This is a genomic window from Paenibacillus sp. J22P90, from assembly GCF_059692195.1.
Genome location: NZ_JCAUAY010000007.1, coordinates 140,934 through 155,984, shown reverse-complemented (window position 1 = coordinate 155,984; position 15,051 = coordinate 140,934). Strand labels below are relative to the sequence as shown.

Here is a 15,051-nt window from a genome sequence, read left to right as displayed (position 1 = left end):
TACGCATAGGAGGGCAAACCATGACACAAAAAGTATCGGTCCTTGTAGCTGGAAGCTGGGGGACAGCGCTCGCCTCCGTACTGGCGGATAATGGGAATCAAGTGCTTCTATGGTCACGTAACGAAGAGCAAGTGGTGGAAATCAATGAAAAGCACACGAACAGTCGGTTTCTCAAGGATGTATCGTTGTCGTCTTCAATTATAGCAACAAACTCTTTACAGGATGCTGTGCAAGATGCGGATGCCATTATCATGGTTGTTCCCTCTTCAGGCATGCGAGATGTCGCTTCGCGTATTCGACCTTTCATCAAGCAAGATGCGCTTGTCATTCACGCGACCAAGGGCTTTGAAACAGGCACGCTGAAGCGAATGACGGAAGTACTTGCAGATGAGCTGCCTGAGCTCGATCCGAAGCGGTTTGTCGTCCTTTCAGGACCAAGTCACGCGGAAGAAGTCATTTGCAAAATGCCGACAACCGTCGTCGTTGCAGCTCAAGACCTGAAAGCGGCAGAGGCTGCGCAGGATTTGTTCATTACGAACTATTTCCGTGTCTATACGAATCCGGATGTGACAGGCGTTGAAGTGGGTGGCGCGCTGAAGAATATTATCGGTCTAGGTGCGGGCCTCACGGATGGTCTCGATTTTGGCGATAATGCGAAAGCTGCACTTGTAACTAGAGGTTTAGCTGAAATTACACGCTTAGGCATTGCAATGGGAGCCAATCCGCTCACGTTTGCCGGGCTTGCCGGAATAGGTGATTTAATTGCTACTTGTACGAGTCAACATAGTCGTAATTGGCGGGCAGGCAATCAATTAGCGAAAGGTACTCCATTGGATGAGGTGCTGAAAGAAATGGGCATGGTTGTAGAAGGCGTGAAAACGACGAAAGCAGCTTATGACCTTGCTCGCCAATATGATGTCATTATGCCGATTACGAATGAATTACATAACGTTCTTTTTGAAGGTAAATCGCCGCAGCTTGCCGTGCGGGACTTAATGGGCCGCGTACGTACGCATGAGATGGAAGAATTACCGATGACAAGATGAACAAAAGGTTGGAGATAGCCTACACCAGATCTTCTCCGCATTCATACTATACTCTATCAGCAGTTCTCATCAGCTTAGGGTATAGGAGGCGGCACAATTGTCGAATAAAGATATGTCGAAGGACGTATTGAATGTGGTTAAGAAGAAGACGGGCAAATCCGTTACAGCTAAAGATATCGAAAAAATTGCAAGCGGTGTGAAACCTTCTACGATGCAAAATGAAGCTCAATTACGAGCGCTCATTAAGCAAGTTTCAGGGTTAGTGAACGTCAAGGTATCGGAAGAAACCATTAATGATATCGTTCAAGCCGTTAAAAGCAGTAAACTGGATACCAATAACATGCAGCAATTAATGAGCATGATGATGGGTAAGAAATAAATAGCATGAGGGGGAGACTCATCCCCTTTATGCTTTTTTCTTTTTCTGTGCTATACTTACATGTGTTTCATTTCACTGATTATTACATAAGGAGTTTATACGAATGACACCTTTAGACAAAATGTGGGCCTCATTTGTAGCTATGGGGCTGATGGTTGCTGCATCATTTTTAATTTCATATGCACGGACAAGAACGAACGGTTTATGGCGAGGCGTGCTTTCCATTATCGCTTTTTTGATGTTTATTCCTATCTTACTGTTCATGCTATCTTCTTTGTTTTAACCGATCGGAGGGGAATTCATTTTGTTAGAATTGAAAACACGCAAAACACAAATCCAAGTTACGCCAGATACGGGATTAACCATTCTAGATCATGCATTGAAAGCGGATATCGATTGGGGCTTCTCCTGTACACGAGGAACCTGCGCACGGTGTCGCTGCTATGTAGCTGTAGGCCGCGAGCTGCTGTCTGAGTTATCTGAAGCGGAAGAGGATCGTTTAGAGCCTGAGGAGCTTGAACAAGGCTACCGATTGGCCTGTCAGTGCGTCGTGAAGCAAGCAGGAACTATTTCGGTTACGCATAAGCCTTATTTTTAAAATTTACTGCCTGAAGGGTGTGGGCATGATGAAACTGCTGGAGCCACTACTCCCGTCGATTTCGACTATTCATACAAGGTTACAGCAAGATCATAATGTGCGTTGGCTTGTTGGCGGAAGCTGTGGGCTGTTAATGCATAACATCGACATAGGAAGAAGTCCGAGAGACTTGGACATTTATATAGATTTGCAGGATGTCCCTTTGGTGCATTCGTTGCTCCAGCCTTACGCAATTGATACACCTGAATATAGCGAGACGCCTATTTATGCGTCGATGTTAAGTCATTATCGCATTGACGGTTGCCCAGTCGAGGTTGTTGGCGATTTTAAAGTGAAAGCATTGGGGTCGCTGTATCAGGTCGAGGTTGAATACCTAAGAGCAAACTATGTAGAAGGTGAGGCGCATGAGGTGCCGTTGATGCCGCTCGCGCATGAGTTAATCTTTAATATTCTTCGGAGCCGTCCTGATCGCTATGAACCGATTCTCAAGAAGATGAAAGAGGATCCTGACAAGCACATGCCCGCGTTGACAGATTTGTTGCAGCGGAATCGCTGGGGGCATGAATTTGAGATGAAGATGAAGGAATTGCTAGATTGGTCTTGATCACGATAATGTAGATAAATGGTTCAATAAGAAGGTGACAATCATGAGTGTGTTAGAGGTACGTTTTTGGCCAGATGATAAAATAATTAAAGTAAGGGCTGGGACTAGCCTTTTGGACGCAGGGAATAGAGCCAAGGTGCATATCCGAACACGGTGTGGTGCGAAGGCTGCCTGTTTAATGTGTAAAGTCAAGGTTGACGATCAAAGCGGTCTTGCGCCGCCTAATACGAATGAACGTTTGAAGCTGGGCTCACTCGTAGACGAGGGTATTCGTCTTGCTTGTCAAGCGCGAGTCACAGGTGCCGTCCAGGTGAACATTCCTGAAGATCCTTTAAAAGCAGCAATTCGTGCTCAACTTGCCAGACAAGCGGAGGACGATGGTTCAATCTAGACTAGATAGGATGGTTGTAAAAGTGCTAATCGAACGAAAACAAGGACGAACCCAAGGTAGAAGCTTGCTTCTCATGCTGATCTTGGTTATTTTGCTTACAGGCTGTGCCTATCCGCAAGAGCTAAGGAAAGAGAATCAAATCAATCCGGCTGAATTTATTACTGTCGTTCAACAGGCTGTCGATACGTATCATCAGAAAACCGGCGTTCTTCCTATCAAAAATAGCGAAATGACGACGCCGCTCTATGAGAAGTATGTGATCGATTTTCCTAAACTTCAAAAAGCAAATCTGCTAAGCGCAGTACCTGCTAATGCTTTCGAAAGCGGCGGTGTGTTTAACTATGTGCTCGTGGATGCTGAAACGAAGCCAGTGGTGAAACTGCTGGATTTAGCTGCCTATCAAAGTGTAGAAGATGTACAGAAGAAAGTGAATGATTACATTGTGAAGCATGGCGGGAATATGCCGCAAGGGGTTTCGCAGAATGACGCATTTGCTTATGTGGACTTCAAAGTGCTTAGCATGAAAGAACCCGAGATTAAATCGGTGTATAACCGAAAAAATGCCATTACCTATATCCTAAATAAGAAAACCGGGGAAGTCGCGATTGATTATGCGATGGATATCAACACGTTTGTTCAGAACAACGCGTTAGTAAGCTCGTTAAAGCCAGATCAGGATTTACGGCAGATTCTCGTAGATAAATCCTACTTCGTGCCGATTCGGAGTGTTCCATATACGTGGAAAGATAATCAGCCATTACCTCAAGTTCAGCCATAAGCAGAACCTCTTACATTCGTGTAAGAGGTTTTTTTGTCTATCTAGAATAAGCGCAACCGACGCATCATATATTCTTTCGAAAGCCGTATGTGCTTCATAAAATATGAGCGAAAAAAAGTTGGAACGCATCTATCATATTTCTATCGAAAGTACATATATTTTTACTAGTCCAAATGAATGTACGAGTAGTCAATTGTTACCGTCACTAGCGTCAGTTGACGACCAAACTGTAGGAGGGATTCTCTTGGAGAAAGTGGATATCTTTAAGGACATTGCAGAACGAACGGGAGGGGACATTTACCTGGGGGTTGTCGGCGCAGTCCGGACAGGGAAATCAACCTTTATTAAGCGTTTTGTGGAATCTGTAGTGCTTCCGAACATTCAAAGCGAAGCGGATAGGATCCGGGCTACCGATGAACTCCCGCAGAGCGCTGCTGGCCGCACGATTATGACAACGGAGCCGAAATTCGTACCGAATACGGCGGTTCAAATTTCTGTGGCCGAGGGGCTGAACGTAAACGTTCGCCTGGTTGATTGTGTTGGATATGCAGTCGATGGCGCCAAAGGCTATGAAGACGAGAACGGACCTCGGATGATTAATACCCCATGGTTCGATGAGCCGATTCCTTTCCAAGAAGCGGCTGAGATCGGAACGCGGAAAGTCATTCAGGAACACTCCACGTTAGGTGTCGTGGTGACAACCGATGGCACGATTTCGGATATTCCTCGCTCTTCATATGTGTTAGCTGAGGAAAGAGTGATTAATGAGCTCAAAGAGGTCGGGAAACCGTTCATCGTGATCATTAACTCTCAAAAGCCAAACAGTGAGCCAGCATTAGAGCTGCGCAGCGAGCTGCAAAGCCGCTACGACGTTCCAGTGGTCACGATGAGTGTAGCAAGCGCTGGGGAAGAAGAAATGGTCTCCGTGCTTCGTGAGGTCCTGTATGAGTTCCCTGTTCATGAAGTGAATGTAAACTTGCCTAGCTGGGTTATGGTTCTGGATGAGAATCATTGGCTGCGCACACAGTTTGAAGCATCGGTTCGTGATACGGTTCAGGATATTAGACGTTTACGCGATGTGGATCGTGTCGTTAGTCAATTTGCTGAATATGAGTTTATTGACAAAGCAGCGCTAGCGGGGCTGAATATGGGGCAGGGCGTGGCAGAGATTGATCTATTTGCGCCAGATGAGCTCTATGATCGGATTCTCGTTGAAGTTGTTGGCGTCGAGATTCGCGGGAAGGATCATCTGCTCCAGCTGATGCAGGATTTCACCCATGCGAAGCGGGAATATGATCAGTTCGCGGAAGCGCTCGAAATGGTCAAAACAACGGGCTATGGTATCGCGCCGCCAACGCTCGCTGAGATGGCGTTAGATGAGCCGGAGTTGATCCGCCAAGGCTCCAGATTCGGTGTTCGCTTGAGAGCTACAGCGCCGTCGATCCATATGATTCGTGTCGATGTCGAATCCGAGTTTTCGCCGATCATCGGAACGGAGAAGCAAAGTGAAGAGCTTGTCCGCTATCTGATGCAGGATTTCGAAGACAATCCGCTGAAGATCTGGGAGTCCGATATCTTCGGAAGATCACTGCACTCGATTGTCCGCGAAGGCATTCAAGGCAAACTTGCCCAAATGCCGGACAATGCAAGATACAAACTCCAGGAAACGCTGGGACGTATTATCAACGAAGGCTCAGGTGGCCTGATCGCTATTATTTTGTAGATAATTGTGTACAAAAAACACTCAAAAGAGTGTTTTTTGTCGTTTTCTAGCGGAAAGTCCCACATAAAATGGAAAATGATACTTGAAATTGACTCCTGAGTGTATTACTATGAATTTATTCGTCTGCTTTCAAAGTTCATTTTGCTTAGCATATCAACGATTTTTCAGCGGTTTATGTATAATTTCTGAGAAAACGGTGAAAACAGGAAGTAACGGAAGTGAGAAATTTTGGGGGGAGGTGAATGGCATGAATAAATCTGAATTGATCAACAAAGTTGCGGAAACATCTGAGCTTTCCAAGAAAGACGCAACGAAAGCAGTAGACGCTGTTTTTGATGCAATTTCTGAAGCATTGCAAGGTGGAGATAAAGTGCAACTGGTTGGGTTTGGTAACTTCGAAGTTCGTGAACGTTCTGCTCGTAAAGGACGTAATCCACAGACTGGTGGAGAAATTGATATCCCAGCAAGCAAAATCCCAGCTTTCAAACCTGGTAAAGCACTTAAAGATGGCATTCAATAATTTGTATTTATACATAGGATTGAACGTTACATAATTATAAAGCCGTGGCCGCGATTGCGGGTAACGGCTTTATTTGTTTTGCCTTAAATTGGCTTTACAATTTGAAAGTCTCCTACTATAATTACAAAAGTGTAAGCGGTTATTCTAGGACTGTAAACGGGATTGACGGGGTATGGCGCAGCTCGGTAGCGCGCACCCTTGGGGTGGGTGAGGTCGCACGTTCAAATCGTGTTACTCCGATTAAGAGGAAGACATCGGTGCTCGATGTCTTTTTCTTTTTAGAAGAAAGTCATGAAACATGGGATCGAATGTTTGGAAACGTAGGAGGTACTAGGTTGAATAAGTTGAAACTGAGTGAGGCTGTAAAGTCACTAGATTGGACGATGTTCGGAATCATTGCTTCGATTTTCTTAATTTGGCAAATAGGTACGGTTGGACATTGGAGTACGGAATGTTGGATTTTGCTGCTTTTCTGTTTGTTAGGCGTTCGGAAAGATCAGGTTGACGTAGATTGGAAACGCTTTTTTCTGATAGGTATACCACTTTTGGGCGTTTTTTATTATTTTTATGGGACAGGCAATGGTTTTTGGTGGAAAGTAGCGAACTGGATGTTCGAAAATAATCGTCACCCTTGGCGGTGGGACAGCTATATGAACGCCATTCCGCTGAACACGGGTGGATGGGCAAGATGGATAGCCACTCCTTTCCTAGACCGAGCGATGGTGTGGATTTACAACTATGGCTTCGTGCTATCTCTTTGGATTTGTCTAGTTCGAAGCTTCTGGACACGCAGCATCAAAAAGATGTTATCCTATGCGCTCTCCGGTCATATGCTGCAATTTCCGCTCATATTGCCTTTTTATAATCTTATCCTGCTGCATGAGGTTTGGTATGTAAATAAACAGCCGGATTTGCTTCACCGCACTTTTGCAGATGAAAACTCTTTATTAGTGACAGTTATGAATTGCTTCCCAAGTATGCATACGTCTATCTCCTTTGCCATGCTGCTGCTTGCGCTGCGTGAAAAGGATCGCATTTTTAAATATATGATGGTTACTTATTGCTCCGCTATTATTTTCTCAACGATGTATTTGCAAATTCACTGGGTAATTGATGTAATCGCGGGTATGCTATTTGCCTATGGAACGGTTAAATTAACTGATCTGCTAATTCGCCTAGGATCCAATCATGCGTTGCCTGCGAAATTTAAACAATTTTATCAGAAACGCACTAAATCGACTTCTGCTGAATTATCAATCTAGTACATGTTGACTTCCGGTTGCTTTTTTTGGCATCATTAGATAAAGGAATGAACGATAGGGAAGAACGGAGGATGGATATGGAACAATCGAATAAATCAAATCAGACGAATCAGTCGAACGCGAACTCGAACGGTAACGAGTATTTCGTAATTAAAGCGAAAGACAATGGCGTTCATGTGATTGGATTAACACGTGGACAAGATACACGTTTTCATCATACAGAGAAGCTGGACAAGGGTGAAGTGATGATTGCTCAGTTCACTGAGCATACTTCCGCGGTGAAGGTCAGAGGCAAAGCATTGATTATGACCAAGTTTGGCACGATCGATACAGAAGAATAATGGAGAAGTGGACAAAAGCAGGCATAGCCTGCTTTTTTTCTATGTACAATGGTGTATAGGACTTGTTATTGCTTTGGATAACCTGTAGGTTATTAGGCTCCTGCATATGCTTAGGAGGTGTTGAATGTGAGATGGTCAATACGTATCGTGATGGCACTAGGTATTTCCGCTGTGGTTGTGATCAGTCTATCCTTGCTGCCGAAGATGGATCTTTCTTCAGGCTTAGGTTCCGCATACACGTGGTCTAACAACCGCGGCGGTCAGCTTACCGAGAATAACTTGTCAGATCTCTTAGTCCAGATTCCACTTCAACTACGGATTCGAAAAGTGGAGCTAAGCTCGTCGCGTTTGTCACTCGATTTGAGTTTGCCTAAAAATGCGGATTCCATTGCCGTCTATCGTGATCTGTATACAATTGCACAGACGATGTTGGTGAAAACAAAAAATGTCGATCAAGTCTGGGTACGCATCATTGATTATTCTGGTGGAGCGGAAACAACGTCAACCCAATTGGTCCTCGCCATGGTAGCCCAGCGTGAATTTGGTAAAGATATGGAGAAGAAGCCCGCTGACCTTAGTTTAATTCAATTGGAACAGGAGCTTCAGAACCGCTTTCGCCTAACCTACACCTCGAAATGGCAGCAAAAATATCCACTATAATTAATTGTGCTTCTATTAACGGGTTATGCTATAATAATTTGGATTGAGACTTTGAACTTCAGAAATAGAGATTTGGCATACGGTTACGGAGGCTTTTGCATGAATTCTTATCGGATCCCTGAGATCGCTAAGCAATACACGGAGTATGATATGATCCAAATTCACACAGACTTGCCCGATTTTCCCGAGTTGCGCACACGTCTGTTGTTTGCATTCTTGAATGGAGATAACAAACAGAGTTCCTTAAGTGAGTTATATACCTTAGCGACAGCGCTAGTGCAATTAGGGCTTGATACGCATGATCTGGTGACGGCGTCCAATGAGGTCAAGGAATATAAGGCTTCAAGGTCAAGACAGCTTAAAGTTCTTGCAGGCGACTATTTTAGTGCCAGATTTTATCATCTACTAGCTAAAATGGGACAGATCGAGATGATCAAGCAGCTTTCCAGTGCGATCTGTGAAGTAAATCGCTTAAAGATGAGCAGCTATATGAAAATGAAACAGCTGAAACTGACGGCAGAAGATTACATTCACCATTCGGTGGAAATCAAATCTCAGCTGTTTTTGTCTTTTTCAGAGGTCATGTCAGAAGCTTATAAACAGGCGTGGCCAGATATTTTGAGAGGCTACGTGAGATGTGAATTTCTATTCGATGAAATTTTCCGCATAGAATCCAATGCAAATTTCAAAGGCAGCTGGGGATATTGGCATATTAACCAGATCGGCACAAGAGATGAGCGCAAGCAATTACAAGTTGAAGAAGCGGATACAACGAAGTTTCGTACGCTTTTACATAAATACAACATCTCTTCTCAACTGTATCAGTTGCTCCACGCGCAAACGAAGCAATTGCAGGATCGAATTAAAGAGCTTAAATCGGATCAGCTACAAAGTGAACTCTTTCACATGGGAGAGCCCTTCATACGTTTTACCGGAGTGCAGCCCAAAGTGTTAGAAGAAATTTAAGGGGACCTGGGCAATGAGTTTAAGTGAAACGAATAATAGTGGAAAAGAAAAAGCGAAGAGCAAAGAAGAGTTTGTACATGGTGTTTTTGAAAGCATCGCACCTAAATATGACTTGATGAACAATATCATTAGCTTTAATCGGCATAAAGCATGGCGCAAATTTGCTATGAAGAAGATGAATGTGCAGCCAGGAAATACGGCCATCGATTTATGCTGTGGAACCTGTGACTGGACGATCAGCCTTGCTCAAGCAAGTGGGACAGGTAAAATGGTTGGACTGGATTTCAGCCAAAATATGCTGGACATCGGTGCGGAGAAAGTGAAGCAATTACGCTTAGATCAACAGATCGAGCTTATACAAGGAAATGCGATGAGTCTTCCGTTTGACGACAATTCTTTTGACTTTGCTACCATCGGTTTTGCCCTGCGTAATGTGCCCGATCTCGAGCAGGTCATCCGTGAAATGCAACGTGTCGTTAAGCCCGGGGGACTAGTTGTGTCTTTAGAGCTATCTAAACCAACGTGGCAGCCGTTTAAGTCCATCTATTACATCTATTTCAGGCATATCATGCCGTTCCTCGGAAAATTAATTGTGAAAAAATATGAGCAATACAAGTGGTTGCCGGAATCATTAATTACATTTCCAGATCATAAGCAGTTAGCAGCTATTTTTGCGAAAAATGGATTAGATCACGTACAAGCCCATCCGCTCTTTGGCGGCGTCGCGGCGTTGCATGTAGGAACTAAAGGTCAGAAGAATTCAGGAGTGTAACTAGATTATGTTTACTAAATTAAAAATCTTTCTTGAAATGATTAAGTTCGAGCACAGCGTGTTTGCCTTGCCCTTTGCGTTCATGGGGGCGATTCTTGGCTCCGTAGTCTTAGAAGGACACCTGCCAAGTTGGGCTCAGATCGGCTGGATTACGTTAGCAATGGTCGGGGCGAGAACGGCCGCGATGGCTTTGAATCGTGTCATTGACCAAGCGATTGATAAACGAAATCCACGCACAGTCAATCGGGCGATTCCAGCAGGTTTAATTTCCATTCCGCAAGTCATTATCTATATCATTATCTCTTTTGCTGTCCTCTTTTGGGCAACCTATCATCTAAACACATTGGCCATGAAGCTGTTGCCGATTGCCGTCTTCTTTTTGGTCATTTATTCGTATACCAAAAGATTTACATGGGCATGCCATTTCGTGCTTGGTATCACGTTGGGGCTTGCTCCGCTTGGCGGTTGGGTTGCGGTAACAGGAGAAATCACTTGGGCATCTATCATCTTATTCCTAACGGTTACATGCTGGAGCGCTGGCTTCGATCTCATCTATGCTTGTCAGGATGCAGAATTTGATCGCAATGAAGGGCTACATTCCTTCCCAAGCAGATTCGGCATTAAAGCTTCTTTGCTAACGGCTAAGGTGCTGCATGTCTTAACTGCAGTTGGATTAATCTCCTTATTCTTTATTACGCATCTTAGTTGGCTTTACTTGATTGGGCTTGTCATTGCTTATGTATTGCTGTTCAAAGAACACAGACTCGTTACGGCGCAGGATTTGTCCAAATTGAATACCGCATTCTTTACGATGAATGGTGTTCTCAGTATGGTCATGTTTACTTTTACGCTACTTGATGTGATTGTGAGTAAGCACTCATGAGCAACGGGAATTGGGTCATTGGCATTTCGGGCGCAAGTGGCGCGATTTATGGCGTACGTTTATGTGAAGTGCTGTTGGATCTTGGTTTAGATGTGCATCTTATAATTACGGATGCTGGCTGGCGTGTTCTGCAGGATGAGCATGACTGGAATGTTACTAAACGGCAAGAAGTACTAGAAAAGCACTTCGGGGGCCGAGCAGGCTCTTACGAATATCATCCAGTAGCCAATATCGGAGCGACCGTTGCTAGCGGCTCTTTTCGAACCAAAGGGATGGTTGTCATCCCGTGCTCGATGGGCACGTTATCTGGTATCGCGCATGGCTCGTCCGATAACTTACTTGAACGTACCGCGGATGTCATGCTGAAAGAAGGAAGAAAACTAATTTTGGTCCCAAGGGAAACACCCCTGCATGCTATACATTTAGAAAATATGCTAACCCTAACAAGAATGGGTGTGCGAATGATACCGGCTATGCCAGCCTTCTATAATCGTCCGCGCTCAATCGATGAGATGGTTGATTTTTTGGTAGGTAAAGTAATGGATAGCATGGAGATTGAACATTCCTTGTACCGCAGATGGGGAGATATTGATGAGCAACCTAGACCCTAAAATCCGAATAGGTCGAATCAATTATACAAATGTGTGGCCGATCTATTATTATTTCCCGGAGCTGATGAACAGCTCTGATGTCGATATTATTGAGCAAGTACCTACCTCACTGAATCAAGCAATGGCTGAAGGCCGTATTGACATGGGGCCGATTTCATCCTTTTCATATGGACAATATTTCGAGGATTATATGCTCTTTCCAGATCTCTCTGTCAGCTCCTACGGCGAAGTGAATTCGATTCTGTTGTTTCATGACAAACCGCTGCGAGAAATCGTGAACGGGAAAATCATGCTTCCAACGACGTCGGCTACTTCCGTTAATTTGCTTAAAATTATTTTAGAAAAATTTTATAATGGTAAGACAACGTATGAATATGCGAAGCCCAGTCTGGACGAAATGATGAAGGAAGCAGATGGTGCGCTTCTCATTGGGGATGATGCGATCAAGGAAAGCTGGCGGAATGAAAAGTATATGATTACGGATCTCGGTCAAGAATGGGCCAAATGGACGGGGAAATGGATGTCATTCGCCGTCTGGGCAATTCGAAAGGATACGATTCGTAAATATCCAGAGCTTGTAACTTCCATCTATGAGGCATTTAAAGCAAGTAAAGACAAAGCGCATCGTGAGCCGAAGTACATGATTGAAGAGGCCCAAGCTACCGTTGGCGGCAGCTCTGACTATTGGCATCATTATTTTCATACATTGTGTTATGATTTCGCGGCTGAGCAGTGGGAAGGACTTAATGCGTACTATCAGTATTGTTACGAGCTAGGATTCTTGCCCAAACCAGTTCAAATAGGCATATGGAACGAGAATAAAGTGGCACGGGTGACCGAATGAAAAATTTAATGGATATTTATTCCAGAAAAAGAAGAGATATTTCCGCCATTGAAAAAGAGCTGGAAGAAAGTGTGAATAACGATCACTCGTTATTGAGAGAAACGTCCATCCATTTACTGAAAGCTGGTGGAAAGCGGATCAGACCCGTATTTGTTCTGCTCTCTGGAGAATTTGGAACGTATCAACTTCAAACGATGAAGCACGTAGCCGTGCCGTTAGAGCTTATTCACATGGCTTCTCTTGTTCATGATGATGTGATCGATGATGCCAACACGCGGCGAGGGCAATTGACGGTGAGATCGAAATGGGATAATCGGATTGCCATGTTTACAGGCGATTATATTTTTGCGCGAGCTTTAGGCGTCATTACGAATATTCCGAATCCGAAAGTGCATCAGATTATGTCCAAAGCCATTGTTGAAATGTCTATTGGAGAAATGGAACAAATTCGTTTCTTTTTTCATTCGGAACAAACGATTCGGGATTATTTACTGCGCATTCGGCGCAAAACGGCTCTTCTCATTGCGATCTCCTGCCAATTGGGGGCGATGGCATCAGGCGCTCCTGATTGGGTGAGCACTAAATTGTATAATTTTGGATATAATGTAGGTATGGCCTTCCAAATTAGAGACGACATTCTAGATTTAATCGGGACTGAGAAGCAAATCGGGAAACCACCTGGCAGTGATGTGAAGCAAGGGAATATTACCTTGCCTGTGCTGCTGTCCATACAGGACCCTAATCTAAAGCCTCTGATATTGACAGAACTGGATCGAATACATAAACTGGATGGACAAACGGATGTTAGTCGATTCCTGGAAATAATCCGGGGCAGCGCTGGCATTAAGGAAGCCGATCGTCTTTCTCAGGTGTATATTGATAAAGCAATTTCGTCCTTGGACAAGCTGCCTGATATCCAAGCGAAGAAGGATCTGATTGAAATCGCTCATTTTATCGGGAATCGATCGTATTAACTCGAATGTGAAGTGGACACTTACTGACGAAAACTTTAGGAGGTAGTCTATCAATGGAAAAAACGTTTCTCATGGTAAAACCAGATGGTGTGCAACGGGGACTTGTCGGCGAGATCGTTAAACGGTTTGAACAGAAAGGTTTCCAAATGATTGGCAGCAAGCTGACGGTCATGACGCGGGAACAAGCCGAGACTCATTATGCAGAGCATAAAGGAAAAGACTTTTTCGAATTACTAGTGAATTTCATTACATCTGGGCCTGTGTTTGCGATGGTGTGGCACGGCGATCAAGTGATTGCACTATCCAGAACGATGATTGGCAAAACGAATGCGCTCGAAGCCGCACCAGGCACGATTCGTGGTGACTATGCCGTACATACGCGTCTCAATCTGATCCACGGGTCGGATTCACCTGAAAGTGCTGAACGTGAAATTAATAATTTCTTTCAGCCGGATGAAATTTTCACGTATGACAAGAACATACAGCCATGGATATAAACCATTGAAGCAAAGAATCTGCTATCTGAAGAGATACAGGTTCTTTTTTTGTTGTATTTTGCAGGATTATGGTAAATCTACACAGAATGTATCAAGGTAGAAAACGATCGAGGTGGGTGGACAGCATGGAAGATCAAGATTTTTTATTATTTATTAAAAAAATAAAGGAACATACGTCCATTGATCTTGCGCAATACAAAGAAGCGCAAATGAAGAGACGATTAACTACATTGCGAATGAAGCGCGGTTACAATACATTCGTTGCTTTTTTCGATGCAATGATGAAAGATAAAGAATTATTTTATGAGTTTTTAGATCGGATGACGATCAATGTATCCGAGTTTTGGCGAAATCCGAACCGCTGGGAGCTCGTGGAGCAAAAATTTATACCTGAGATGCTGAAACGCAATCGCAGGCTGAAAATTTGGAGCGCAGCATGCTCTACAGGTGAAGAGCCTTATACACTAGCCATGATTTTAGCTGAGCAAGGTGCCTTGAATGAGACGATGCTACACGCGACTGATATTGATGATGGTGCGTTGGAGAAAGCGCGCAAAGGGTTGTATTTAGATCGTTCTGTGCGTGATGTGCCGCCTAGCTATGTGAAGAAATATTTTAAACAAGACGGTGTGATGTATCATATTGCGGATGAACTCAAAAAATCGATTAAATATCAAAAGCAAAATTTGCTTGTAGATACCTTTGATAGCGGTTACGACCTCATTGTTTGCCGCAATGTTATTATCTATTTTACGGAAGAAGCGAAGCATATCCTGTATCAGAAATTCGCCAAAGCCTTGAAGCCGGGCGGACTCCTTTTCGTTGGCTCAACCGAACAAATTTTCTCCCCTGGGCAATATGACCTTGAGGCGGCAGAAACGTTCTTTTATCGGAAAAAGGGAGTATAAGAACTACCATATCTTCCAATACTAAGATGTAGCAGAGCAAAGTGAGGCAGAAGATCGCTTTGAACAATGCATACACGCTTAGGGGGCTATCATGGACAAACGCAAGGTGATTACCGCTTATCGCAGGGGAATGATTTCCATTCAAGAATGTGCTCAAATTTTAGGAGTCGATTCCTCACAAATTACGGGTCTAATGAATGATCCTCAGCTTTGTGAGCCTTTGAGGGTCGTCCAGAAGCAGCCTATGCACGGGTAATTCTAGCTCCTGTCTTGATGATGACACGCTTACGCGGT

Annotated in this window: 21 protein-coding genes and 1 tRNA gene; all 22 read left to right on the top strand. The window is 44.1% G+C overall.

From position 1 onward, the window contains the following. Positions 1 to 20 precede the first annotated feature (20 nt). Positions 21 to 1,046: an NAD(P)H-dependent glycerol-3-phosphate dehydrogenase gene (locus AC58UX_RS22605; RefSeq protein WP_497256879.1), complete on the top strand. Its 1,026-nt coding sequence runs from the start codon at positions 21 to 23 to the stop codon at positions 1,044 to 1,046. 112 nt (positions 1,047 to 1,158) lie between these two features. Next, positions 1,159 to 1,425 carry a stage VI sporulation protein F gene (locus AC58UX_RS22600; RefSeq protein WP_497257262.1) on the top strand — a complete coding sequence of 89 codons (267 nt, stop codon included), beginning with the start codon at positions 1,159 to 1,161 and terminating at the stop codon, positions 1,423 to 1,425. 103 nt (positions 1,426 to 1,528) lie between these two features. Beyond that, entirely contained in the window at positions 1,529 to 1,708 is a 180-nt protein-coding gene (locus AC58UX_RS22595) for a DUF2768 family protein (protein WP_497256877.1), read from the top strand. Between the two features lie 21 nt (positions 1,709 to 1,729). Further along, entirely contained in the window at positions 1,730 to 2,023 is a 294-nt protein-coding gene (locus AC58UX_RS22590) for a 2Fe-2S iron-sulfur cluster-binding protein (protein ID WP_497256875.1), read from the top strand. A gap of 25 nt (positions 2,024 to 2,048) precedes the next feature. After that, entirely contained in the window at positions 2,049 to 2,627 is a 579-nt protein-coding gene (locus tag AC58UX_RS22585; RefSeq protein WP_497256873.1) for a nucleotidyltransferase domain-containing protein, read from the top strand. A gap of 43 nt (positions 2,628 to 2,670) precedes the next feature. Then, positions 2,671 to 3,018 carry a 2Fe-2S iron-sulfur cluster-binding protein gene (locus tag AC58UX_RS22580; RefSeq protein WP_497256871.1) on the top strand — a complete coding sequence of 116 codons (348 nt, stop codon included), beginning with the start codon at positions 2,671 to 2,673 and terminating at the stop codon, positions 3,016 to 3,018. Continuing rightward, a complete protein-coding gene (locus AC58UX_RS22575) occupies positions 3,005 to 3,796 on the top strand; it encodes a YphF family lipoprotein (protein WP_497256869.1) in 792 nt (263 codons plus the stop codon). The genes AC58UX_RS22580 and AC58UX_RS22575 overlap by 14 nt, the downstream gene beginning before the upstream one ends. A 244-nt stretch (positions 3,797 to 4,040) precedes the next feature. Further along, on the top strand, positions 4,041 to 5,519 hold the full coding sequence (gene spoIVA, locus AC58UX_RS22570; RefSeq protein ID WP_056614411.1) for a stage IV sporulation protein A: 1,479 nt from the start codon (positions 4,041 to 4,043) through the stop codon (positions 5,517 to 5,519). Between the two features lie 247 nt (positions 5,520 to 5,766). Beyond that, entirely contained in the window at positions 5,767 to 6,039 is a 273-nt protein-coding gene (locus AC58UX_RS22565) for an HU family DNA-binding protein (protein ID WP_056614405.1), read from the top strand. 166 nt (positions 6,040 to 6,205) lie between these two features. After that, a tRNA-Pro gene (locus AC58UX_RS22560) sits at positions 6,206 to 6,279 on the top strand. Between the two features lie 95 nt (positions 6,280 to 6,374). Further along, on the top strand, positions 6,375 to 7,301 hold the full coding sequence (locus AC58UX_RS22555) for a phosphatase PAP2 family protein (RefSeq protein ID WP_497256866.1): 927 nt from the start codon (positions 6,375 to 6,377) through the stop codon (positions 7,299 to 7,301). Between the two features lie 77 nt (positions 7,302 to 7,378). Then, entirely contained in the window at positions 7,379 to 7,642 is a 264-nt protein-coding gene (gene mtrB / locus AC58UX_RS22550) for a trp RNA-binding attenuation protein MtrB (RefSeq protein WP_497256864.1), read from the top strand. A 126-nt stretch (positions 7,643 to 7,768) separates the two neighbouring features. After that, positions 7,769 to 8,302: a hypothetical protein gene (locus tag AC58UX_RS22545; protein ID WP_497256862.1), complete on the top strand. Its 534-nt coding sequence runs from the start codon at positions 7,769 to 7,771 to the stop codon at positions 8,300 to 8,302. Between the two features lie 99 nt (positions 8,303 to 8,401). Next, positions 8,402 to 9,268: a heptaprenyl diphosphate synthase component 1 gene (locus tag AC58UX_RS22540; protein WP_497256860.1), complete on the top strand. Its 867-nt coding sequence runs from the start codon at positions 8,402 to 8,404 to the stop codon at positions 9,266 to 9,268. Positions 9,269 to 9,281: 13 nt separating this feature from the next. Then, positions 9,282 to 10,040 (top strand): demethylmenaquinone methyltransferase, encoded by a 759-nt coding sequence (locus AC58UX_RS22535; RefSeq protein WP_497256858.1) that lies wholly within the window; start codon positions 9,282 to 9,284, stop codon positions 10,038 to 10,040. A gap of 7 nt (positions 10,041 to 10,047) precedes the next feature. Further along, the gene (locus AC58UX_RS22530) at positions 10,048 to 10,923 is read left to right on the top strand and encodes a UbiA-like polyprenyltransferase (RefSeq protein ID WP_497256856.1); all 876 of its coding nucleotides are present in this window, start codon (positions 10,048 to 10,050) and stop codon (positions 10,921 to 10,923) included. Beyond that, positions 10,920 to 11,534: a UbiX family flavin prenyltransferase gene (locus tag AC58UX_RS22525; protein ID WP_497256854.1), complete on the top strand. Its 615-nt coding sequence runs from the start codon at positions 10,920 to 10,922 to the stop codon at positions 11,532 to 11,534. Before AC58UX_RS22530 ends, AC58UX_RS22525 begins: the two co-directional genes overlap by 4 nt. After that, positions 11,515 to 12,378: a menaquinone biosynthetic enzyme MqnA/MqnD family protein gene (locus AC58UX_RS22520; protein ID WP_497256852.1), complete on the top strand. Its 864-nt coding sequence runs from the start codon at positions 11,515 to 11,517 to the stop codon at positions 12,376 to 12,378. The genes AC58UX_RS22525 and AC58UX_RS22520 overlap by 20 nt, the downstream gene beginning before the upstream one ends. Continuing rightward, positions 12,375 to 13,352, top strand: coding sequence for a polyprenyl synthetase family protein (locus AC58UX_RS22515; protein WP_497256850.1), 978 nt, complete (start codon positions 12,375 to 12,377; stop codon positions 13,350 to 13,352). The genes AC58UX_RS22520 and AC58UX_RS22515 overlap by 4 nt, the downstream gene beginning before the upstream one ends. Positions 13,353 to 13,405: 53 nt before the next feature. Then, on the top strand, positions 13,406 to 13,849 hold the full coding sequence (ndk, locus tag AC58UX_RS22510) for a nucleoside-diphosphate kinase (RefSeq protein WP_497256848.1): 444 nt from the start codon (positions 13,406 to 13,408) through the stop codon (positions 13,847 to 13,849). Between the two features lie 125 nt (positions 13,850 to 13,974). Then, the gene (locus AC58UX_RS22505) at positions 13,975 to 14,757 is read left to right on the top strand and encodes a CheR family methyltransferase (protein ID WP_497256846.1); all 783 of its coding nucleotides are present in this window, start codon (positions 13,975 to 13,977) and stop codon (positions 14,755 to 14,757) included. Positions 14,758 to 14,848: 91 nt separating this feature from the next. Further along, a complete protein-coding gene (locus tag AC58UX_RS22500; RefSeq protein ID WP_497256844.1) occupies positions 14,849 to 15,013 on the top strand; it encodes a hypothetical protein in 165 nt (54 codons plus the stop codon). Positions 15,014 to 15,051 lie beyond the last annotated feature (38 nt).

Excerpts from the sequence above, each read along its gene's own strand:
- ndk (WP_497256848.1), top strand. The coding sequence starts at position 13,406 with ATGGAAAAAACGTTTCTCATGGTAAAACCAGATGGTGTGCAACGGGGA.
- AC58UX_RS22595 (WP_497256877.1), top strand. The coding sequence starts at position 1,529 with ATGACACCTTTAGACAAAATGTGGGCCTCATTTGTAGCTATGGGGCTG.
- AC58UX_RS22520 (WP_497256852.1), top strand. The coding sequence starts at position 11,515 with ATGAGCAACCTAGACCCTAAAATCCGAATAGGTCGAATCAATTATACA.
- AC58UX_RS22515 (WP_497256850.1), top strand. The coding sequence starts at position 12,375 with ATGAAAAATTTAATGGATATTTATTCCAGAAAAAGAAGAGATATTTCC.
- AC58UX_RS22605 (WP_497256879.1), top strand. The coding sequence starts at position 21 with ATGACACAAAAAGTATCGGTCCTTGTAGCTGGAAGCTGGGGGACAGCG.
- AC58UX_RS22535 (WP_497256858.1), top strand. The coding sequence starts at position 9,282 with ATGAGTTTAAGTGAAACGAATAATAGTGGAAAAGAAAAAGCGAAGAGC.
- AC58UX_RS22575 (WP_497256869.1), top strand. The coding sequence starts at position 3,005 with ATGGTTCAATCTAGACTAGATAGGATGGTTGTAAAAGTGCTAATCGAA.
- AC58UX_RS22540 (WP_497256860.1), top strand. The coding sequence starts at position 8,402 with ATGAATTCTTATCGGATCCCTGAGATCGCTAAGCAATACACGGAGTAT.
- AC58UX_RS22565 (WP_056614405.1), top strand. The coding sequence starts at position 5,767 with ATGAATAAATCTGAATTGATCAACAAAGTTGCGGAAACATCTGAGCTT.
- AC58UX_RS22600 (WP_497257262.1), top strand. The coding sequence starts at position 1,159 with ATGTCGAAGGACGTATTGAATGTGGTTAAGAAGAAGACGGGCAAATCC.
- AC58UX_RS22500 (WP_497256844.1), top strand. The coding sequence starts at position 14,849 with ATGGACAAACGCAAGGTGATTACCGCTTATCGCAGGGGAATGATTTCC.
- AC58UX_RS22585 (WP_497256873.1), top strand. The coding sequence starts at position 2,049 with ATGATGAAACTGCTGGAGCCACTACTCCCGTCGATTTCGACTATTCAT.
- mtrB (WP_497256864.1), top strand. The coding sequence starts at position 7,379 with ATGGAACAATCGAATAAATCAAATCAGACGAATCAGTCGAACGCGAAC.
- AC58UX_RS22525 (WP_497256854.1), top strand. The coding sequence starts at position 10,920 with ATGAGCAACGGGAATTGGGTCATTGGCATTTCGGGCGCAAGTGGCGCG.
- AC58UX_RS22530 (WP_497256856.1), top strand. The coding sequence starts at position 10,048 with ATGTTTACTAAATTAAAAATCTTTCTTGAAATGATTAAGTTCGAGCAC.
- AC58UX_RS22505 (WP_497256846.1), top strand. The coding sequence starts at position 13,975 with ATGGAAGATCAAGATTTTTTATTATTTATTAAAAAAATAAAGGAACAT.
- AC58UX_RS22580 (WP_497256871.1), top strand. The coding sequence starts at position 2,671 with ATGAGTGTGTTAGAGGTACGTTTTTGGCCAGATGATAAAATAATTAAA.